Genomic DNA, 19,949 nt, shown 5'->3' on the forward strand with positions numbered 1-19,949 from the left:
CAGGGGCCCCGATGAAGCTCGTTTTTGCCGGCACGCCCGAGTTCGCCGCCGTCGCCCTGCGTGCCCTGCACGAGGCCGGCTTCGAGATTCCCCTGGTCCTGACCCAGCCTGACCGCCCGGCCGGGCGCGGCATGCAGCTGCAGGCCTCGGCAGTGAAACAGTATGCGCTGGCGCACGGCATGCCCGTGGCGCAGCCGCTGTCGCTGCGCATGGACGCCAAGGACCCGCAACGCGCCGAGGAAGCGCGCGCCGCCCACGAGCGCCTGCTGGCGCTCGATTACGACGTGATGGTAGTGGCGGCCTATGGCCTGATCCTGCCGCGCAGCACGCTCGATATCAAGCCCTGCATCAATATCCATGGTTCCCTGCTGCCGCGCTGGCGCGGCGCGGCGCCGATCCACCGCGCGATCGAAGCCGGCGACCTTGAGACCGGCGTGACCATCATGGGCATGGAAGAAGGCCTCGACACCGGGCCGATGATGCTGATCGAACGCGTCGCCATTGAAGACACGGACACCACCGGCAGCCTGCACGACAAACTGGCCATGCTTGGCGGACGCATGATCGTCGAGGCGCTGCGCAAGATGGAACAGGGCCAGCTCGAGGCGGTGCCGCAGCCGGAAGCCGGCGTGACCTACGCCGCCAAGATCAGCAAGGAAGAAGCGAAGCTGGATTTCGCCCTGGACGCCGACGTGCTGTGGCGCCGGGTGCGCGCCTTCAATCCCTTCCCGGGTGCGCACGGGCTGGTCGACGGCGTGACGGTCAAGGTGTGGAATGCGGAGCTGGCATCCGGAAATGGGTCGCCGGGCCAGGTGCTGGCGGCGGATGCGGGGGGCATCGTGGTCGCCTGCGGCAGCGGTGCATTGCGCATGACCGAACTTCAAAAGCCTGGCGGCAAACGCCTGGCTGCGGCGGAATTCCTCAAGAGTTTCCCGCTGGGCGGAAAAGTCTTCTCCTGAAAAGAAAATCGGGGCATTCGCCCCGATACATCACTTCTCTTGCGACCCAGCCGTGCGCTGGGCGTCCATGTACTCGCGCAGTACCTGGTTGATACGGGTCTGGTAACCCGGACCCGCCGACTTGAACCATTCGAGCATGTCCACGTCCAAACGGATCGTCACGATCTGTTTCACGCCGTTGATCGTTTGGGGCTTCACGGCGACAGCCGGTTCTTCGATGCGGTTCACCGGCTGGTCCCAATCCGGCTCATATTCTTTGTTCATGCAATCATCCCGTTAAAAGCTTCGCCAACCTGTGACGACGCGTTAATTGTCGTCCGTGTATGTAACGTAAAGATTGCGGATGTGTTAGGTTTTGTAACGTCATGTAACAGTCGGCGAAATCAATACATAAAGATACATACGCGGATCGCATTTTCGCCCTCCGCAGAGCAAGCCGGCGTCCTGACGTATAATCGTAGACCGCCCAATAGTAAACGGCCTGTAAAGCCGTAGAAAGACGACACCATGAACGCCCCACTTCGCTCCATTTCCCCGATCGATTCCCAGCTGCGCGACATCCTGAAGCGCCGCATCATGATCCTGGATGGCGCGATGGGCACCATCATCCAGCAGTACAAGCTCGATGAAGCCGCCTACCGCGGCGAGCGTTTCAAGGACTTCAGCGCGCCGGAAGGCGCCGGCCAGCGCGAGCTCTTCGTCAAGGGTAACAACGAGCTGCTCACGCTCACCCAGCCGCACATCATCCAGGAGATCCACGAGCGCTACCTCGCCGCCGGCGCCGACCTGATCGAAACGAATACCTTCGGTGCCACCGGCGTGGCGCAGGACGACTACCACATGGCGCATCTCGCCTACGAGATGAACGTGCAAGCCGCCAAGCTCGCGCGCGCCGCCTGCGACAAATACAGTACGCCGGACAAGCCGCGCTTCGTGGCCGGCGCCCTTGGCCCGACCCCGAAGACCGCCTCGATCTCGCCCAGCGTGAACGACCCGGCCTTCCGCAACATCACCTTCGACCAGCTGGTCGCCTCCTATCATGAACAGGTGCGCGGCCTGGTCGACGGCGGTTCCGACGTGCTGCTGGTCGAGACCATCTTCGACACCCTGAACTGCAAGGCCGCGCTGTTCGCGATCGACCTGTACTTCGAAGAGCACCCGGAAACCCCGCGCCTGCCGCTCATGATCTCGGGCACCGTCACCGACGCCTCGGGCCGCATCCTGTCGGGCCAGACCGTGGCCGCCTTCTGGAACTCGGTGCGCCACGCCAAGCCGCTGACCGTCGGCCTGAACTGCGCACTGGGCGCCGCGCTGATGCGCCCGTATGCCGAAGAGCTGTCGACGATCGCCGATACCTTCGTGTGCATCTACCCGAACGCCGGCCTGCCCAACCCGATGAGCGACACCGGTTTCGACGAGCTCCCCAGCGACACCTCGGCCCTGCTGCGCGAATTCGCCGACGCCGGCTTCATCAACATCGCCGGCGGCTGCTGCGGCACCACGCCGGACCACATCGCCGCCATTTCGAAGATTCTCGAAGCGTCGCCGCCGCGCCAGGTCCCTGAGGTCCCGGTCGCGATGCGCCTGTCGGGCCTCGAGCCCTTCACCATCGACGACAGTTCGCTGTTCGTCAACGTCGGCGAGCGCACCAACGTCACCGGTTCCAAGGCTTTTGCGCGCATGATCCTGAACGAGCAGTTCGACGAGGCGCTGTCGGTGGCGCGCCAGCAGGTCGAGAACGGCGCCCAGGTCATCGACATCAACATGGACGAGGCGATGCTCGACTCCGTGGCCGCAATGACGCGCTTCCTGAACCTGATCGCGTCCGAACCGGACATCTCGCGCGTGCCGATCATGATCGACTCCTCGAAATGGAGCGTGATCGAGGCCGGCCTGAAGTGCGTGCAGGGCAAGGCCATCGTCAACTCGATCTCGCTGAAAGAGGGCGAAGAAGAATTCATCCGCCAGGCGACGCTGTGCCGCCGCTACGGCGCCGCCGTCATCGTGATGGCCTTCGACGAACAGGGCCAGGCCGACACCTTCGCGCGCAAGACCGAGATCTGCGCCCGCGCTTATCAAGTGCTGGTCGAGAAGGTCGGCTTCCCGCCGGAAGACATCATCTTCGACCCGAACATCTTCGCGATCGCCACCGGCATCGAAGAGCACAACAACTACGCCGTGGACTTCATCGAAGCCACCGCCTGGATCCGCAAGAACCTGCCGCACGCAAAGGTGTCCGGCGGCGTGTCGAACGTCTCGTTCAGCTTCCGCGGCAACGACCCGGCGCGCGAGGCGATCCATACCGTGTTCCTGTACCACGCGATCAAGGCCGGCATGACCATGGGTATCGTGAATGCCGGCATGGTCGGCGTCTACGACGACCTGCCCGCCGAGCTGCGCGAGCGCGTCGAGGACGTGGTGCTGAACCGCCGCGAGGACGCCACCGAGCGCATGATCGAATTCGCCGGCACCCTGAAGGCCGGCGCCGGCAAGCAGGAACAGAACCTGGAGTGGCGCGAGGCGAAGGTCGAGAAGCGCCTGGCGCACGCGCTGGTGCACGGCATCACGCAGTGGATCGTCGAGGACACCGAAGAGATGCGCCAGCAGGTCCTGGCGTCCGGCGGCCGTCCGATCCACGTGATCGAAGGCCCGCTGATGGACGGCATGAACATCGTCGGCGACCTGTTCGGACAGGGCAAGATGTTCCTGCCACAGGTGGTCAAGTCGGCGCGCGTGATGAAGCAGGCCGTGGCCCACCTGGTGCCCTTTATCGAAGAAGAGAAGGCGGAAGAAGAACGCCGTACCGGCATCGTCGCCAAGCCGAAGGGCAAGATGGTCATCGCGACCGTCAAGGGCGACGTGCACGACATCGGCAAGAACATCGTCTCGGTGGTCCTGCAATGCAATAACTTCGAAATCGTGAACATGGGCGTGATGGTCCCGGCCGCCGACATCCTGGCCAAGGCCAAGGAAGAGAACGCCGACATCGTCGGCCTGTCGGGCCTGATCACGCCTTCGCTGGAAGAGATGGCGCACGTGGCGCGCGAGATGCAGCGCGATCCCTACTTCCGCGAAAAGAAGATCCCGCTGCTGATCGGCGGCGCCACCACCAGCCGCGCCCACACCGCCGTCAAGATCGCGCCGCACTACGAAGGCCCGGTGGTCTACGTGCCGGACGCCTCGCGTTCGGTGTCGGTGGGCCAGTCGCTGCTGACCGACGACACGCGCGACGCCTACATCATCGAGCTCGCGGAGGATTACGAGCGCATCCGCGTGCAGCACGCCAACAAGAAGGCGCTGCCGATGCTCACCCTCGAGCAGGCGCGCGGCAACAAGGCCAGGCTCGCCTACGCACCGGTGAAGCCGAAGTTCATCGGCCGCCGCGTCTTCAAGAACGTCGAGCTGGGCGAACTGGCGCGCTACATCGACTGGGGCCCCTTCTTCCAGACCTGGGACCTGGCCGGCCCCTACCCCGCCATCCTCACCGACGAGGTGGTGGGCGAAGCCGCCACCAAGGTGTTCGAGGAAGCCCAGGCGATGCTCAAGAAGATCATCGAAGGCCGCTGGCTGACCGCCAACGGCGCCATCGCGCTGCTGCCGGCCAACGCCGTCAACGACGACGATATCGAGATCTATACCGACGAATCGCGGGAGGAAGTCGCCTTCACCTGGTACGGCCTGCGCCAGCAGGGCGTCAAGCCGGTGGTGGACGGCGAGCAGCGCCCGAACCAGTGCCTGTCCGATTTCGTGGCGCCGAAGGATTCCGGCATCGCCGACTACATCGGCATGTTCGCGGTCACCGCCGGCCTGGGGATCGAGAAGCACGAGCAGCGCTTCGAAGCGGCCCTCGACGACTATTCCTCGATCATGCTCAAGGCCCTGGCCGACCGCCTGGCCGAAGCCTTTGCCGAGTACCTGCACGAGCGCGTGCGTACCGACCTGTGGGGTTACGCGGCGGGCGAGGACCTGTCGAACGAGGCGCTGATCAAGGAAGCTTACCAGGGCATCCGTCCGGCGCCGGGTTACCCGGCCTGCCCGGAGCACACCGTCAAGGCCGAGCTGTTCCGCACCCTGCAGGCGGAAGAGATCGGCATGGAACTGACCGAGTCCTTCGCGATGTACCCGGGCGCCGCGGTGTCGGGCTTCTATTTTGCCCACCCGGACTCGAAGTACTTCGTGGTCGGCAAGATCGGCGAAGACCAGCTCGAGGACATGGCGCGCCGTCGCGGCATGGACAAGAGCGAACTCGAGCGTTACCTGGCACCGAACCTGTCCTGATCCTCCCTGCGCCGCCGGTCGATGCCGGCGGCGTTTCCCTGCCCTCTGCAAACTTCCACGCCGCAGCATTGTCCAAGCAATGCGACGTCCACGCATGGAGGATCACATCATGGCGATACATCCGTCGTCCCGGCACTGGCAGGACCAGCTCATGGTCGTGAGTGGCGTCTGGCTGTTCATGTCGCCCTGGGCGCTCGGCTATCCTTCCTATTCGCCCCCGGCGATCAACGCTTACATCGCGGGCGCGATCATCGCGCTGCTGGCCGCATTCGACCTGGTCAGGACCTATGTCTGGGCCGTGCTGCTGAATATCGTCGTGGGGGTGTGGGTGGCGGTCTCGCCCTGGCTGGTCGGGGTCGTGCGCGATCCGCCCATGACCTGGAGCCTGGTCCTGGCGGGCATCGCGACGGTCGTGCTGGGGGTGTGGGAGCTGCGCACGGATCCGGAGCTGCACAGCCAGTGGACGCGTTCCGGCGTCACGTAAGGTAGGCTTAGATAGCGTAGCGAACGACCTTGTCGCTCCACTCGAAGGCCGAGATCTCGAGCTCGGCCAGGTCGTCGCCATCCATCGACAGTTCGTGCAGCGCCGGCGCCACCTCGTCCTGCGCATCGTCCATGCGCTCGATCGACTCGGCCAGGCGTAGCAGCTCGCCGAAGAAGCCGCGGCGCACCAGCAGCGCATGGCGCACTTCGTCGATCACCGGGATCTGTTCCACGATGTCCTGCATCGGGATGCAGAACAGGGTGTCCATCAGCGACATCATGCCCACCGTGAAGGCGATCTCCGCCACGTTGCGCTGGCCGGGACGCAGGCGCTGCGCCAGCAGTTCCATCAGGCGCGCGCGGGTGGTGGCCAGCATCAGGAGCGGGCTGAGGTTGTGGCCGCGCACGCCCGGCTCGGCGTACAGCAGGATCTGCAGCCAGCGCTGCAGCTGGCGGCGCCCCAGCAGCATCAGGGCCTGGCTGACCGACTCGATCTTGCGCCCTGCCCCGGCCGCCGGCGTATTCACCAGGCGCAGCAGGTTCAGGCCGAGCGTCACGTCCTTCTTCACGGCGCGCTCGATCTCGGCATTGTCGGCGTCCGAGGTCACCAGGTTCAACAGGTCCAGCACCGCCGCCTGCAAAGGCGACAGCTTGCGGCCGGCGATCACGGTCGGCTTGGCAAAATAATAGCCCTGGAAATAATCGAAGCCGATGTCCAGGCAGGTGCGGTATTCGCTGTGAGTCTCGACCTTTTCGGCCACCAGGCGCTTGCCGGTGCCGCGCAGGCGCGGCGCCAGCGACAGCAGGGTCACCACCGGCAGTTCGCGCAGGTCCATCTTGACGTAGTCGATCACGGGCAGCAGGCGCGCCAGGCTGGCGCCATGGGCCGAGGCTTCCGCCGCGAAGCGAAAGCCGTGCTGCGACAGTTCGGTCATGCGCCCGATGACGGCGTCGTTCGGCTCCACCGAGCGCACGATCTCGAGCACGGTGCGTTCGCGCGGCAGGAAGGCGAACATGTCGCTGTGAAGCACGTCGGTGTCGACGTTCAGGAAGGCGGTGGCGTCGCCGATCGCGCGCGGCAGGCCCAGTTGCGAAGCATGGTGGATCACGCCGGCGCTGGCGGACAGGCCGGAATCGATTTGCGCCGGGCCCTGGGCGCTGCCGCGGAACAGGAGTTCGTAGCCGAACAGCGCCTGGTTACGGTCGAGCACCGGCTGGCGCCCGAGGTAGAAATTGCGCAGTTTCAGCGGCTGGTCATGGCTGGCGGTATCGGTCATGTCGTCTGGATGGGCTCGCGAACAGGGCTACTTTACCGTATCCGCCCCTGTTAGTGGATTTTTGGCATTAATTTATCAATGGAATCATAGCTTTTTGCCATTATTGTGGCAGCCCATCCACGAACAGCTTCAGTTCACCGGGTGCAAACTGGGTCCAGGTTTCGTTGTTGGTCAAGGGTTCGGTCACGATGATGGCGACCCGGTCGTTCGGCGTGGTCACCTGCGAGAAGTCGACCGAGAGGTCTTCGTCCGACAGGTGGGCCGCGGCGAACGGATACTGGCGCACGATGTAGCACAGCTTGGTCGAACAGTGGGTGAACAGCGCGGTGCCGTCCGAGAGCATCATGTTGAAGGTACCATGGGCGGCGATTTGCGGCACCAGTTTTTCGAGGGCGGCGCGCAGTTCGGCGAGCGAGGGCGCGCTGCGCGAAGATCCGTCGCCGAACTCGTCGCGCAGGCTCTGCATCAGCCAGCAGAAGGCCAGCTCGCTGTCGGTCGTGCCGACCGGGCGGAACGGGCCGTGCAGCACGGGCGCGAAGTCCTTCAGGTCGCCATTGTGGGCGAACACCCAGTAGCGTCCCCACATCTCGCGCACGAAGGGATGGCAGTTCTCGAGCGCGACCTGGCCCTGGGTGGCCTTGCGGATATGGGCGATGACGTTGGTGGACTTGATCGGGTAACGCTTGATCAGTTCGGCGATCGGCGAAGCGACGGCGGCCTGGTGGTCGACGAAGTGGCGTACGCCCTTGCCTTCGAAGAAAGCGATGCCCCAGCCGTCATGGTGGGTATCGGTGCGTCCGCCGCGATGGGCGAAGCCGGTGAAGGAGAAAACGATGTCCGTGGGGACGTTGCAGTTCATTCCGAGGAGTTGGCACATGGCGCGCAGCTTAACACGCCCAGAGGTGCCGGTGGAGCTACTACGTCCCGGAACCGTAGTAGCCCTTCCTGATGATTAGTGCAGCACGACCGGCTGGCTCATCAGGGTGTCGTAGGAACCAAGGAAGTCGTCGATTTCTTCCATGGTCGGCTCGCTGGCGATGAGGTTGTTCACATCGCGGCGGAAAGATTGAGCCAGTTTGCCGCCGATGAACGCTTCGCGCCGGCCGGCCTTGTCGACGATCTCGTATCCGCCGAAGCGCAGTGCTTCGAGGTCGCGATCCACGCCAAATTCGACGACGCTGTACTGTTCGCTGTTGTAGATCATGTTCATGATGACTCCTTCTCTCGATCAGAGTGAGGGGTGCCTCGGCTATCCGAGCCACCCGATAGTGAACCAACCGCTTGGCGGCAGGCAGTTGGCTGATCACTTCGGTTAAGAGGTGGGGCTTGCTGAACCGATTTCAAGGACACGCTGTGTAAGCAAAGATGTCAAGCTTGCAGGGTCGGGTTCAGTGCCAACAGCTGATCGTATGGCGCTGCTTGCAGCCACGATCGCAACTGATCAAGATGCTCACTGCTCGCCACACCGATGAACAGGCGTTCCGGGCCTTGGCGCAACAGTCGATTTAATGTTACACGCAAAACCAGGTTGCCGGTACAGCACACGCACCCGGGTGCGAGTCGGACAAGTCTGACAGAGGACAAGTCGGGGATGGGTGAGCTGCCTGAAGCAAGCCCTTCGAGGATGACGGCGCTGAAGGGGGCGGTCCGTGCCGCGCCCGCAGGCGCGGGAGGCGATGCTGCGTCGAGCAGCGAGGCGATGGCCGCCTCGCGTGCGCCGGCACTGCGACCGGTGACCAGGGTAACCGGAACGGGTCCGGCCAATCAGACGCCCTTCTTGGCGAGCTTGCCCGGCTCGACGCCGAGCTGCTTGAGCTTGCGGTACAGGTGGGTGCGTTCCAGGCCGGTCTTCTCGGCCACGCGCGTCATGCTGCCGCCTTCGCGGCCCAGGTGGTGTTCGAAGTACATGCGCTCGAAGGCGTCGCGGGCTTCGCGCAGCGGCAGGTCAAAGGACAGCGTGTAACCGGTGCCCTCGCCTTGCGAAATCGCATGGACCAGGCGCGAGCCGTTGGCCATCTGCTGCGGCGCCTGCGCGAACATCGGGGCGGCCGCGACGCTGGCTGCGCCGGCGCCGCTGTCCGCCACGGGAACGGCGGCGGCTGCGACCGGGCGCGGCGCCGCCATGGGGGCGCGCGCCACTTCCTGCGCACGGGTCAGGCCCTGCTGCACGGCCTTGAGCAGCTTCTGCAGGGCGATCGGCTTCTCGAGGAAATTCAGGGCGCCGATGCGGGTCGCTTCGACGGCGGTGTCGATGGTGGCATGGCCGGACATCATGATGACCGGCATGGTGAGCAGGCCGTCGCGCTGCCATTCCTTGAGCAGGGTGACGCCGTCGGTATCCGGCATCCAGATGTCGAGCAGGACCAGGTCGGGAGCGCCGGCGGCGCGCGCCTCGCGGGCCTGCTGCGCATTCTCCGCCAGCGTGATGGCGTGGCCTTCGTCGCCAAGGATTTCCGAGAGTAACTCCCGAATGCCCATTTCATCATCAACTACGAGTATGTTCGCCATCGTTCTATCTTCCTGATCTCTTACCCGTCATACCGCATTTTATGCCGTCTTTTATATTTCGGACAAGTTCGCCTCGGGAGCTAACTTTAACAGCAAAATGAATACTGACGCGCCACATCCGTCCGGACGGTTCCCGATATCGATCCTGCCACCGTGTTCGTCGATGATCTTCTTGACCATCGGCAGGCCCAGGCCGGTGCCGCGCGCCTTCGAGGTGACGTAGGGCTCGAAGGCGCGCGCCAGGATGCGCGGCGAGAAGCCGGGGCCGTTGTCGGTGATCGCCAGGCGCACCGCGGTGCCGGCGGCGCCGTCCGCGCCTTCGTAGTGGATGGCCTCGGTGGTGACGTCCACGCGCGGGGCCGGGGCATCGGGGCCGCGGTCGACCAGCGCGTCCTGGGCGTTCTGCACCAGGTTGTGGATCACCTGGCGCAGCTGGGTGGCGTCGCCCATCACCCTGGGCAAATCCGGTGCCAGCGTGGCGTGAATGATGTCCGACCCGTCCTCGGACAGGTAGAGCTGCAGGATCTCGTCGATCAGGCCGTTCAGGTCGAGCGGCTCCAGCACCGCCGGAGGCGTGCGCGCATAGTCGCGGAAGTCGTCGACCATGCGCTTCATGGCGTCGACCTGGTTGACGATGGTGCTGGTGCTCTTCTTCAGCAGTTCGGCTTCCTGCGGCGGCAGGCTCGATTCCAGCTTCATCTGCAGGCGCTCGGCCGAAAGCTGGATTGGGGTGAGCGGGTTCTTGATCTCGTGCGCCAGGCGGCGCGCCACCTCGCCCCAGGCCACCGAGCGCTGGCCCGCGATCACGTCCGAGATATCGTCGAACACCACGATGAAGCCGCTGCCGGTGCCCACCGGCAGGCGCGAGCCGCGCGCCAGCAGCGTGATGTCGTGCTCCTGCTCGTCGCTGCTGCCGCGGCGCGGGATCTCGATCTGCTGCTGCCAGTGGGCGCGCCGGCGCCGGTCGGTGCTGGCCGCGCTCTGCGCGCTCTGCGCCGAGATCGCGCGCGTGATGCAGTTGTAGAAGGTCTCCAGGCCCGGAATGCTGGCCAGCGGGCCGGCCAGCGCCCCCGGCTCGACCTGCAGGATGCGGTAGGCGGCGTCGTTCGAGTTCACCACCCGCCCTTCGGCATCGAGCACGATCACGCCCGCCGACATGTTGGCCAGCACCGACTCCAGGTGGGCCTTGGCGTTCTGCAGCGCCATGCGGTTGCGCTCGACCGCGCTGCGCGCCTCGAACAGCTGGCCGGTCATGGCATTGAAGGAGCGCGTCAGGGTGCCCAGTTCGTCGTTGGTCTCGACCGTGGGGCGCGGCGACAGGTCGCCCTCGGCCACCGCCTGCGTGCCCTCGGCCAGCACCAGCAGCGGCTGCGCCAGGTTGCCGGCGATGAGGAAGGCGCTGCCGATCGCGCCGAAGATCGCCAGCAGCAGGGTCAAGGTCAGGGTCTCGATGTACATCTTGCGCAGGCCGCGCCGGGCCTGGTCGCGCGAGCGGTATTCCTCGGAGGCGCTGCGCAGCACCACCGCATTCGAAGCCAGGTTGACCGGCACCGACTGCAGCAGCTGCAGGTAGCGCGGCTCCATGCCGGCCGCCTCGGGCACCGCCAGCACCACGCGCAGGCGCAGGCCGGTGGCGGCATCGAGCCCGTTCTGGTCCGGCCCATCCGGCTGCGCGGAGGCGTCGCGGTCCATGGTGCCTTCCGGGCGCGCATAGCCCCCCGGCAGCGCGGCCGACTTGAGCATGTCGGGCGTCGGGCGGTCCAGGTCGAGGTTCAGGTTGCGGTCCTGCGCGCTCGATGCCAGCACGGTGCCGTCGGAGGTGAGCAGCATGGCGCTTTGCAGCCCGCTGATGTCGTTCACCAGGCCGGTCAGGACGCCCTGCACCATCACCGCGTCCTGGCCCGCCAGCGTGGCAGCGGCGGTCTGGCCGGTGGCGCCCAGTTCGGCCACGGCTTCGTCGAGGGCGGCGCGGCCGAGGTTCAGGCCGGATTCGATCGCGGCCTCGATCTTGACGTCGAACCAGCTGTCGATCGAGTGCGAGACGAACTGCACCGACACCATGAAGATCACCAGCCCCGGCAGGATGCCGATGCCGGCGAACAGCAGCACCAGCCGCGCCACCAGGCGCGAGCCGAACTTGCCGGCCTTGTAGCGCGAATACAGGCGCGCCAGCGCGACGACCACGAGGATCAGGAGCAGCACGGCCATGCCGGCGTTCACGCCCAGCAGCCAGACGTAATAACGGTCGAAGAAGCCGGAGTTGTCGGAGGCCGAGGCCAGCAGGAACAGCAGGATCGAGGCGATCGCACCGCCCACCACCAGCGCGTAGCGCAGCGCCCGGTTGAACGATTTACCGCGTACCTGGATCATTCTGCACGGTAGGTGAAAGTCTTCCTGTTGGAGCTCAGGCGCCAGCTCGAATCATTGATGGCGTTGACCTGCAGCGGCTTGGACAAGAAGTCGCGGTCCATGAACATGCGCACCGAGACGTTGTAGACCTCGCCCTTCTTGAGGGCGTCCTTCGGGGCGATCAGCCAGCGCGCCGGCCGCCGGATCAGCGACAGCGCATCGTCGAGGGTATTGAAGGGCTGCGGCACGCTGCCGCCGGTGGTGACGATGTACTGGCGCGTCAGCATGTCGTAGGAGATGCCGATGGTGCGCTTGGAGAACACCGCCTTCTCGTCGCGCCACCACCAGCGCGGGCGCGTCATCTCGATCTCGGTGGTGAAATGCAGCTTGATGCCGTGCTGGACCGCGTCCTGCAGCTCGTGGTTCAGGTCGAAGGCGAACGCGGTGTTGAGGCGGTAGCCGTCCTCGCTGGCCTGGATCTCGACCTTGGTGATGTCGATGACCTCGGCCGCCCGTGCCTGCGAACACGCGAAGACCAGCAGCAGCTGGCAAGCGAGGAGGCAAAGAAAACGTAAGGTCACAGGTGCGCCGGAGCCAAAAAATTGAAAGCCGAGGTTGTCTAATGGATCATCGCGCTGTCACGACTTCTTTTGGAACAGCGCATAGAACAAGCCGTCATGATCCTGCCCGGCACCGCTGGCTGGCAGCAGCTGGCCCGGCGCGTCGAGGCGGATGGCGTCGTGGCGGGCCGCAAACGCGGCAGCCTGCGCCTCCGATTCCTGGGGCCAGAGCGAACATGTCACAAACAACAATTTACCATTGGGCAGCAGCATCTGCCAAAGATTGTCGAGTATTTTGGTAGAAAGTGTTGCAAGTTGGAGCGTGTCGGACTTGCGGCGCAGCCAGCGGATGTCCGGGTGGCGGCGCACGATGCCGGACGCCGTGCAGGGCACGTCGGCCAGGATGCGGTCGAACTGGCGGCCATCCCACCAGTCCGTGTCCTGGGCCTGGGCCGCGACCAGCCGCGCCGTCAGGCCCAGGCGACCCAGGTTGTCGCCCACCCGCGCCAGGCGCTGCGGATCGGCGTCGACCGAGGTCAGGTCGACGTCGGCGGCCTCGAGGATATGGCCGCTCTTGCCGCCCGGCGCCGCGCAGGCGTCCAGCACGCGCATGCCGTCCTGCAGGTCGAGCAGCGGCGCGGCCAGCTGGGCGCCGGCATCCTGGACCGACACCACGCCCTCGTGGAAGCCCGGGATCTGGCTGACGTTGACGGCCTGCGCCAGGCGCACGGCCGTGGGCCCCACCTGCTCGGCCGCGAAGCCGGCCTGCGCCAGCGTCTCCAGGTAAGCCTCGACACCCGTTCGGCGGCGGTTCACGCGCAGGGTCAGCGGCGGGTGCGCGTTGCCGGCCGCGAGGATGCTTTCCCACTCGGACGGGTAGGCGGCGCGGGTGCTGTCGATCCACCATTGCGGGTAGTTCCAGCGCGCCAGCGGCTGCTTCAGGGCTTGCTCCAGCAGGGCCTCGCGCTCGCGCAGGAAGCGGCGCAGCACGGCATTGACCATGGCCTTGGCATGGGCGAAGTCGGGGTGGCTGGCGGCGGCGTTGACGGCCTGGTCCACCACGGTGAAGGCTTCGTAGGGCGCCTGCGTTCCCGGCGGCGGATCGAGCAGCGTCAACGCGGCGCACAAGAGGCCGCCCAGCATCGGCGGCTCGGGCGCCTTGGTCGTCATCAGGCCCAGCAGGGTGTCGCTGCGGCCCAGCTGGCGCATGCTGCGGTAGGCGATGTCCTGGATCGCCCCGCGTGCCTGCGGCGTCACGTCGTAGGCGGTAAATACGCCGGCAAGCGCCTGCGGCAGCGCGGCGCCGGCGCGCACGCGCGCGATCGCATTGGCCGCGCCCAGCAGGGCCAGGGCCAGCGAATCGGCCTTCAGGTCGGGGCGGTAGTCGCGCTGCGGCGCCACCTTCGCTTCGTGGCTCTGGCGCAGGCGCGGCTGCGCGGCTGCCGGCTGGTGCGCATGCTCGCGCTGCGGCGCGCGCGCGGGTTCGCGCATGGCTTCACGCTCGGCCGACGGACGGTAGGACGGCTTGGCGGCCGCTGCCTGGCTGGCGCCCTGGGGCCGCTCCCTGCCCTGCGGCGACGCGGAACGTGCCGGCTTGGCTTTCGGTTTCAGGGTGAGCGTCGGGCGCTTGTCGGTCATGGCGGGGTCGGTGCAGTGAAAAATGGCCCTCATTGTAACGGCTTAGGCTTTGGTGCCGCTTAACGAAGCTGACAACTTGCCGCGGTGAACATATTGCGCGATGCGCCAAACCAGTATAATGATTGCTGTTTGCCTGTCCGCAGGCCCGCCATTTTTATCAGATCGACATCCCCATGCTCGCCCAACAAAAACAACAGATCGTTGCCCTGTTCCAGGCCGCCCTCGCGCCGATCGTCGCCGGCACCGACCTCACTCCCAACGTCGTATTGGAACGTCCACGCGATCCGAGCCACGGCGACATCGCCTGCAACATCGCCATGCAGCTGGCCAAGCCGCTCAAGACCAATCCGCGCGAACTGGCCACCCGCCTGGTCGCCGCCCTGCTCGCCGAGCCTGCTGCCGCCGGTCTGGTCGACTCGGCCGACGTGGCCGGTCCCGGCTTCATCAACCTGCGCGTGGCCGCCGGCGCCAAGCAGTCGGTCGTACGCACCGTGCTCGAACAGGGCGCGGCCTTCGGCCGCGGCAGCGCCGGCAAGGGCCACCACGCCATCATCGAATTCGTCTCGGCCAACCCGACCGGCCCGCTGCACGTGGGCCACGGCCGCCAGGCCGCGCTGGGCGACGCCCTGTCCTCGCTGTTCGAAGCGCAGGGCCACGACGTCACCCGCGAGTTCTACTACAACGACGCGGGCGTGCAGATCGCCACCCTGGCCACCTCGGTGCAGGCGCGCGCCAAGGGCTTCAAGCCGGGCGACGCCGAGTGGCCCGAGTCGGCCTACAACGGCGACTACATCGCCGACATCGCCAGCGACTTCCTGGCGAAAAAGACCGTCTCGGCCAGCGACGGCGAGCCGGCCACCGCATCGGGCAATGTCGACGACATCGAATCGATCCGCCGCTTCGCCGTGACCTACCTGCGCAACGAGCAGGACCAGGACCTGCAGGCCTTCGGCGTCAAGTTCGACAACTACTACCTCGAGTCCTCGCTGTACGCGGACGGCAAGGTGGAAGCGGCCGTGCAGGCCCTGGTCGACGCCGGCAAGACCTACGAGCAGGAAGGCGCGTTGTGGCTCAAGACCACCGACTACGGCGACGACAAGGACCGCGTGATGCGCAAGTCCGACGGCACCTACACCTATTTCGTGCCGGACGTGGCCTACCACATCCAGAAATTCCGCCGCGGCTTCGACCAGGCCATCAACGTGCAGGGCAGCGACCACCACGGCACCATCGCGCGCGTGCGCGCCGGCCTGCAGGCGGTGAACATCGGCATCCCGCAGGGCTATCCCGACTATGTGCTGCACAAGATGGTCACCGTGATGAAGAACGGCGAGGAGGTCAAGATCTCCAAGCGTGCCGGCTCCTACGTCACCGTGCGCGACCTGATCGAATGGTCGGGCAACGGCGACGTGACGCGCGGCCGCGACGCGGTGCGCTTCTTCCTCATCTCGCGCAAGGCCGACACCGAATTCGTGTTCGACGTCGACGTCGCCCTCAAGACCTCGGACGAGAACCCGGTGTACTACGTGCAGTACGCCCATGCGCGCATCTGCTCTGCACTCGCCAACTGGGGCGGCGACGAATCGCAATTGCCTAGTGCCGACCTGTCCCTGCTGACCGAGCCGCACGAAGCGAGCCTGCTGGCGAAGCTGTCGGCCTACCCGGAAATGCTGGAGCGCGCCAAGCTCGAACTGAGCCCGCACCACGTCGCCTTCTACCTGCGCGAACTGGCCGGCGAGCTGCACAGCTACTACTTCGCACACAAGTGGCTGCTCGACGACAACGAGCCGCTGAAGCTGGCGCGTCTCGCGCTGGCCCTCGCCACCCGCCAGGTGCTGCGCAACGGCCTGGCCCTGATCGGCGTATCGGCGCCGGCCAAAATGGAACGTGCCCCTACTGAACCGCAAGAGTAATCGCAACATGACCGCCATCCGTACCTTCTCCCCGCTGCGCCAGCGCGGCAGCACCCTGACCGGCATCATCATCGGCCTGATCATCGGCCTGGGGATCGCGGTGGCGGTCGCGCTCGTGATCACCAAGGGCCAGTCGCCCTTCACCGACCGTTCCAACAAGATGGGCCGCCCGGCCGACCTCGAGCCGAGCCAGGCGAGCGATCCGAACAAGCCGCTGTACGGCAACCGCGACGCCGCGCGCGAAGCCAACCGCCAGATCGCCGAACGCGCCAACCGTCCGGCGCCGGAACCCGCACCGGCGCCGGCGCCGGCCGCAGCCGACGCCGATCCTCTGGGCCAGGCCATCGCCGGCATGCAGGGGGCCGCAACACCCGTCGCACCGGCTGCGCCTGCCGCGGCTCCGGCCACGCCGGCCCCGGCAGCCACCGCGGCGGCGCCCGCCGCGGGCGGCGACGGCTACATCTACTACCTGCAGGCCGGCGCCTTCCGCGAGATGTCCGACGCCGAGAACACCCGCGCCAAGCTGGCGCTGCTCGGCTTCGAAGCCGCGATCACCGACCGCAGCACCGACAGCGGCGTGCTGCACCGCGTGCGGGTCGGCCCCTACAGCGGCCAGGAAACCGCGAACAAGGCGCGCGCCAAACTGCTCGACAGCGGCATCGACGTCGCCGTCGTCCGCAGCCAGCGCTAATCTTTTTCCATCCACCGAAGGATCCGCATGAACTCGCTTCGCCGCCTGATCTGCTGCGCCGCCCTGCTCGCCGCGCCCGGCTTCGCTGCCGCCTCTCCCGCGGCACCAAAGGAAGGCGCCGAGTACCAGGTCCTGCCGGAAGCCCAGCCGAGCGACAGCGGGCGCAGAATCGAGGTGATCGAGTTCTTCGCCTATTACTGCCCGCACTGCTATTCCTTCGAGCCCTACCTGGCCGACTGGGTCAAGAAACAAGGCGACAACATCGTATTCCGGCGCGTGCACGTGCCGCGCGGCGCGCAGGTGGCGGCGCAGCAGCGCCTGTTCTTCACGCTCGAATCGCTCGGCCTGCTCGAACAGTTCCACGGCAAGGTCTTCAATGCCTACCACGTCGAGCGCGTCGGCTTCACCCAGGACGAGCAGGTGTTCGACTGGGCCAGCCGCGCCGGCATCGACCGCGCCAAGTTCATCGACACCTACCGCTCCTTCGGCGTGCAGGCCAAGCTGCGCCGCGCCCAGGCAATGATGGAAGCCTACCGCATCACCCACTGGCCGATGATCGCGATCGACGGCCGCTTCCTGACCTCGCCCGGCATGGTCGGCGAATCCGGCAACGTCAGCGGCAACGACGCCCTGCAGGGCACCCTGCAGGTGATGGACACGCTGGTCGCGCGCGCCAAAGCAGACAAGAAGTGAGCTTGCCGGCAGACCGGGTATTCATCACCGGCGCCTCGAGCGGCATCGGTGCGGCGCTGGCGCGCGAATACGCGGCGCGCGGCGCATCCCTCGGCTTGCTGGCGCGGCGCCGCCCGCTGCTGGAAGAACTCGCCGCCAGCCTCCCCCACCCCGAACGTCACCGCATCTACGCGGCCGACGTCACCGACCATGACGCCGTGGCCGCCGCTGCCGCCGACTTCATCGCGGCCAAGGGCGGCGCCGACATCGTCATCGCCAGCGCCGGCATCTCGCACGGCACCCTCACCGAGCGCCCCGCCGACCTGGCGGTGTTCGACGCCGTGTTCGCCACGAACGTGAACGCCACCGTCGCCACCTTCGCGCCCTTCATCGCTTCCATGAAAGCCCAACAGGGCCCGCGCCGCCTGGTCGGGATCGGCAGCGTGGCGGGCATCCGCGGCATGCGCGGCGCCGGCGCCTACTGCGCCTCCAAGGCCGCGGTACACAGCTACTGCGAATCGCTGCGCCTGGAACTGCGTGCCTCCGGCATCAAGGTGGTCACCATCGCCCCCGGTTATATCGATACCCCCATGACCCGCAAGAACCGTTTTCCCATGCCCTTCCTGATGCCCGCCGAGCGCTTCGCCGCCCAGGCAGCCAAGGTCATCGCGCGCGGCTCCAGCTACCGCGTGCTGCCCTGGCAGATGGGCGTCGCGGCCAAGCTGCTGCGCCTGCTGCCGAATCCCTTGTTCGATCTCGCCTTCTCGCGCGCTCCGACAAAACAGCGCCAGGGGGAAGCATGAACGCCGCGAAGATCTTTTCCTTGTCCCGCGCCGGTGTCGCGGTGGAGGTCGTGCCGGAGACCGGTTCGACCAACGCCGACCTGCTGGCGCGCGCCGCGCAGCTCAGCGAGCCGGTGCTGCTGGTCGCCGAGCACCAGAGTGCCGGCCGCGGACGCGCCGGCCGCAGCTGGCTCTCTTCCAGCGAGAATTCGCTGACCTTTTCGCTGGCCTGGAAGTTCGAAGGCGGCCTGCAGGGGCTCACCGGCCTGCCGCTGGCGATCGGCGTGGCGCTGGGTGACGCGCTGGGGCAGCTCGGCGTGCAGATCCAGCTCAAGTGGCCGAACGACGTGCTCAAGGACGGCGACAAGCTGGCCGGGATCCTGATCGAGACCCAGTCGGCGTCAAGCGACAGCGGCGGCGGCACCTGGGCCGTGATCGGCATCGGCCTGAACCTCGTCATGCCGGACGACGTGGAAGCGCGCCTCGGGCGCAGCGCCGCCGGCGCGCCCTGGCTGGCGCGCATGGACCGCGACCAGCTGATGGCCGCCCTGCTCGACGCCCTGGCCGACGCGCTGCGCCTGTTCGCCAGCCAGGGCTTCGCCGCCTTCAGCGCGCGCTGGAACCTGCGCCATGCCTGGCAGGGCCGCGCCGTCGTCATCCTCGACAACGGCAAGGTGCTGCAGGAAGGCCTGGCGGCGGGCGTCGACGATGCCGGCCGCCTGCTGCTGGACACCGCCGAGGGACGCACGAGCGTGCTGGCGGGCGACGTGTCGCTGCGGCTCAGCGAGTGAGACGGGCATGAACCTGCTGCTGATCGACGCGGGCAATACCCGCATCAAGTGGGCGATCGCGGCGCCCGGCGCGGCGCTGGGCGCCTGGACGCTGACCGACGCGGTCTCGCATGCCGGACTCGATGGCGCCGCCGATACGTGGCGCCGGGCCGGCGTGGCGCGCGCCATCGTCTCGAACGTGGCCGGTGCCGCCGTGCGCGAACGCATCGCCCAGGCGCTGCCGACCGGAATCGCGGTCGAGTGGTTCGCCTCCACTCTGGAACGCGCCGGCCTGCAGAACGGCTACCGCAACCCGGGCCAGCTCGGCTGCGACCGCTTCGCCGCCGCCATCGGCGCGCGTGCGCTGGCGCCCGGGCAGGACCTGATCGTGGCGACCTGCGGCACCGCGACCACGGTCGATGCCGTGACGAAGGACGGCCGCTTCATCGGCGGCATGATCCTGCCGGGCCTGGCCCTGATGGCCGGCTCGCTGGCCCGCAATACGGCCCAGTTGCCCCAGGTGAGCCCGGGCGAAGGCCCGGGCGGCGCCGCCCCGCCGCCGCTCTTCGGCGACAACACCGACGACGCGATCGTCTCCGGCGTCCTGTCGGCCCAGGCCGGCGCCATCGAGCGTGCCTGCGCGGCGCACGCCGCCACGGCATGCATCGTTTCCGGGGGCGCGGCTCCTTATATCGCGCCGGTCCTCAAGTTCTCCTGCCTGTTGGTCGATAACATCGTGCTGGTCGGCCTGCATGCGGCGGCCACCTAGGGATGGAGGAGCGCACTTGTTGAAATTCGTATTCTGGGCACTGCTGGCGCTGAACGCCCTGCTGCTGGCCTACGGCCAGGGCTATCTCGGCACGCTCGAGGGTGGCGAACGCGAGCCGCAGCGCCTGAAGAACCAGCTGGCCACCGAGCGCATGTCGATGCTCAGCGCGCTTGAAGCGCGCGCGGCCGCCGAAACCGCGGCGGCGCCGGCCGCGCCGGAAGCGCCGCCCGCCGAACCCGTTCCAGCGCCCGCGCCGCAGGTAGAGACGGTCGCCTGCACCCAGGCCGGCGCCTTCGCGCC

17 protein-coding genes and 1 pseudogene are annotated in these 19,949 nt (G+C 66.9%); 10 read left to right on the forward strand and 8 right to left on the reverse strand.

The window, feature by feature from the left end; all coding sequences use genetic code 11:
• Positions 1–11: 11 nt before the first annotated feature.
• The gene (fmt, locus tag B2R83_RS23030; protein ID WP_292045408.1) at positions 12–959 is read left to right on the forward strand and encodes a methionyl-tRNA formyltransferase; all 948 of its coding nucleotides are present in this window, start codon (positions 12–14) and stop codon (positions 957–959) included.
• A 30-nt stretch (positions 960–989) separates the two neighbouring features.
• On the opposite strand, the gene B2R83_RS23035 is transcribed toward fmt, so the two are convergent.
• Positions 990–1,223, reverse strand: coding sequence for a BrnA antitoxin family protein (locus B2R83_RS23035; protein WP_027865836.1), 234 nt, complete (start codon positions 1,221–1,223; stop codon positions 990–992).
• Positions 1,224–1,466: 243 nt separating this feature from the next.
• Between B2R83_RS23035 and metH the strand changes: the two genes are divergently transcribed.
• Both metH and B2R83_RS23045 read left to right on the forward strand, forming a co-directional pair.
• The gene (gene metH, locus B2R83_RS23040) at positions 1,467–5,237 is read left to right on the forward strand and encodes a methionine synthase (RefSeq protein WP_292045410.1); all 3,771 of its coding nucleotides are present in this window, start codon (positions 1,467–1,469) and stop codon (positions 5,235–5,237) included.
• Between the two features lie 109 nt (positions 5,238–5,346).
• On the forward strand, positions 5,347–5,721 hold the full coding sequence (locus B2R83_RS23045; protein ID WP_292045413.1) for an SPW repeat protein: 375 nt from the start codon (positions 5,347–5,349) through the stop codon (positions 5,719–5,721).
• Positions 5,722–5,728: 7 nt separating this feature from the next.
• On the opposite strand, the gene B2R83_RS23050 is transcribed toward B2R83_RS23045, so the two are convergent.
• The 7 genes from B2R83_RS23050 to rsmB all read right to left on the reverse strand — a co-directional run bounded on the left by B2R83_RS23050 (position 5,729) and on the right by rsmB (position 13,905).
• Entirely contained in the window at positions 5,729–6,997 is a 1,269-nt protein-coding gene (locus B2R83_RS23050; RefSeq protein WP_292045415.1) for an EAL and HDOD domain-containing protein, read from the reverse strand.
• 100 nt (positions 6,998–7,097) lie between these two features.
• Positions 7,098–7,874 carry a class II glutamine amidotransferase gene (locus tag B2R83_RS23055; protein WP_292045417.1) on the reverse strand — a complete coding sequence of 259 codons (777 nt, stop codon included), beginning with the start codon at positions 7,872–7,874 and terminating at the stop codon, positions 7,098–7,100.
• 75 nt (positions 7,875–7,949) lie between these two features.
• Positions 7,950–8,207 carry a BTH_I0359 family protein gene (locus B2R83_RS23060; RefSeq protein ID WP_027865841.1) on the reverse strand — a complete coding sequence of 86 codons (258 nt, stop codon included), beginning with the start codon at positions 8,205–8,207 and terminating at the stop codon, positions 7,950–7,952.
• A gap of 554 nt (positions 8,208–8,761) precedes the next feature.
• The gene (locus B2R83_RS23070; RefSeq protein ID WP_292045428.1) at positions 8,762–9,505 is read right to left on the reverse strand and encodes a response regulator; all 744 of its coding nucleotides are present in this window, start codon (positions 9,503–9,505) and stop codon (positions 8,762–8,764) included.
• Positions 9,506–9,556: 51 nt separating this feature from the next.
• Entirely contained in the window at positions 9,557–11,875 is a 2,319-nt protein-coding gene (locus tag B2R83_RS23075; protein ID WP_292045430.1) for a sensor histidine kinase, read from the reverse strand.
• Positions 11,872–12,435: a DUF4390 domain-containing protein gene (locus B2R83_RS23080; protein ID WP_036210401.1), complete on the reverse strand. Its 564-nt coding sequence runs from the start codon at positions 12,433–12,435 to the stop codon at positions 11,872–11,874. Before B2R83_RS23080 ends, B2R83_RS23075 begins: the two co-directional genes overlap by 4 nt.
• A 57-nt stretch (positions 12,436–12,492) precedes the next feature.
• Complete coding sequence (gene rsmB, locus B2R83_RS23085) at positions 12,493–13,905, reverse strand: 16S rRNA (cytosine(967)-C(5))-methyltransferase RsmB (RefSeq protein ID WP_414674465.1); 1,413 nt, start codon at positions 13,903–13,905, stop codon at positions 12,493–12,495.
• Positions 13,906–14,225: 320 nt separating this feature from the next.
• Here rsmB and argS point away from each other — a divergent pair, with 320 nt between their 5' ends.
• From argS to B2R83_RS23120, 7 genes and pseudogenes are all read left to right on the forward strand, one after another.
• Positions 14,226–15,965 carry an arginine--tRNA ligase gene (gene argS / locus B2R83_RS23090; RefSeq protein WP_292045434.1) on the forward strand — a complete coding sequence of 580 codons (1,740 nt, stop codon included), beginning with the start codon at positions 14,226–14,228 and terminating at the stop codon, positions 15,963–15,965.
• 7 nt (positions 15,966–15,972) lie between these two features.
• The gene (locus B2R83_RS23095; protein WP_292045436.1) at positions 15,973–16,656 is read left to right on the forward strand and encodes an SPOR domain-containing protein; all 684 of its coding nucleotides are present in this window, start codon (positions 15,973–15,975) and stop codon (positions 16,654–16,656) included.
• Between the two features lie 27 nt (positions 16,657–16,683).
• Positions 16,684–17,349: a thiol:disulfide interchange protein DsbA/DsbL gene (locus tag B2R83_RS23100; RefSeq protein ID WP_292045437.1), complete on the forward strand. Its 666-nt coding sequence runs from the start codon at positions 16,684–16,686 to the stop codon at positions 17,347–17,349.
• Positions 17,346–18,131 (forward strand): SDR family oxidoreductase, encoded by a 786-nt coding sequence (locus B2R83_RS23105; protein ID WP_292045439.1) that lies wholly within the window; start codon positions 17,346–17,348, stop codon positions 18,129–18,131. The genes B2R83_RS23100 and B2R83_RS23105 overlap by 4 nt, the downstream gene beginning before the upstream one ends.
• Positions 18,128–18,901: a biotin--[acetyl-CoA-carboxylase] ligase gene (locus B2R83_RS23110; RefSeq protein ID WP_292045441.1), complete on the forward strand. Its 774-nt coding sequence runs from the start codon at positions 18,128–18,130 to the stop codon at positions 18,899–18,901. Before B2R83_RS23105 ends, B2R83_RS23110 begins: the two co-directional genes overlap by 4 nt.
• Positions 18,902–18,908: 7 nt before the next feature.
• The gene (locus B2R83_RS23115) at positions 18,909–19,649 is read left to right on the forward strand and encodes a type III pantothenate kinase (RefSeq protein WP_292045442.1); all 741 of its coding nucleotides are present in this window, start codon (positions 18,909–18,911) and stop codon (positions 19,647–19,649) included.
• A 16-nt stretch (positions 19,650–19,665) separates the two neighbouring features.
• A pseudogene (locus B2R83_RS23120) lies at positions 19,666–19,949 on the forward strand (SPOR domain-containing protein); the annotation flags it as partial.

It is taken from the genome of Massilia sp. UBA6681 (assembly GCF_002454935.1).
In the GTDB taxonomy this organism is placed as follows: domain Bacteria; phylum Pseudomonadota; class Gammaproteobacteria; order Burkholderiales; family Burkholderiaceae_D; genus Telluria; species Telluria varians.

Excerpts from the sequence above, each read along its gene's own strand:
- B2R83_RS23110 (WP_292045441.1), top strand. The coding sequence starts at position 18,128 with ATGAACGCCGCGAAGATCTTTTCCTTGTCCCGCGCCGGTGTCGCGGTG.
- B2R83_RS23095 (WP_292045436.1), top strand. The coding sequence starts at position 15,973 with ATGACCGCCATCCGTACCTTCTCCCCGCTGCGCCAGCGCGGCAGCACC.
- fmt (WP_292045408.1), top strand. The coding sequence starts at position 12 with ATGAAGCTCGTTTTTGCCGGCACGCCCGAGTTCGCCGCCGTCGCCCTG.
- B2R83_RS23050 (WP_292045415.1), bottom strand. The coding sequence starts at position 6,997 with ATGACCGATACCGCCAGCCATGACCAGCCGCTGAAACTGCGCAATTTC.
- B2R83_RS23055 (WP_292045417.1), bottom strand. The coding sequence starts at position 7,874 with ATGTGCCAACTCCTCGGAATGAACTGCAACGTCCCCACGGACATCGTT.
- B2R83_RS23100 (WP_292045437.1), top strand. The coding sequence starts at position 16,684 with ATGAACTCGCTTCGCCGCCTGATCTGCTGCGCCGCCCTGCTCGCCGCG.
- B2R83_RS23045 (WP_292045413.1), top strand. The coding sequence starts at position 5,347 with ATGGCGATACATCCGTCGTCCCGGCACTGGCAGGACCAGCTCATGGTC.
- B2R83_RS23070 (WP_292045428.1), bottom strand. The coding sequence starts at position 9,505 with ATGGCGAACATACTCGTAGTTGATGATGAAATGGGCATTCGGGAGTTA.
- argS (WP_292045434.1), top strand. The coding sequence starts at position 14,226 with ATGCTCGCCCAACAAAAACAACAGATCGTTGCCCTGTTCCAGGCCGCC.
- rsmB (WP_414674465.1), bottom strand. The coding sequence starts at position 13,905 with ATGCGCGAACCCGCGCGCGCGCCGCAGCGCGAGCATGCGCACCAGCCG.
- B2R83_RS23035 (WP_027865836.1), bottom strand. The coding sequence starts at position 1,223 with ATGAACAAAGAATATGAGCCGGATTGGGACCAGCCGGTGAACCGCATC.
- metH (WP_292045410.1), top strand. The coding sequence starts at position 1,467 with ATGAACGCCCCACTTCGCTCCATTTCCCCGATCGATTCCCAGCTGCGC.
- B2R83_RS23115 (WP_292045442.1), top strand. The coding sequence starts at position 18,909 with ATGAACCTGCTGCTGATCGACGCGGGCAATACCCGCATCAAGTGGGCG.
- B2R83_RS23075 (WP_292045430.1), bottom strand. The coding sequence starts at position 11,875 with ATGATCCAGGTACGCGGTAAATCGTTCAACCGGGCGCTGCGCTACGCG.
- B2R83_RS23060 (WP_027865841.1), bottom strand. The coding sequence starts at position 8,207 with ATGAACATGATCTACAACAGCGAACAGTACAGCGTCGTCGAATTTGGC.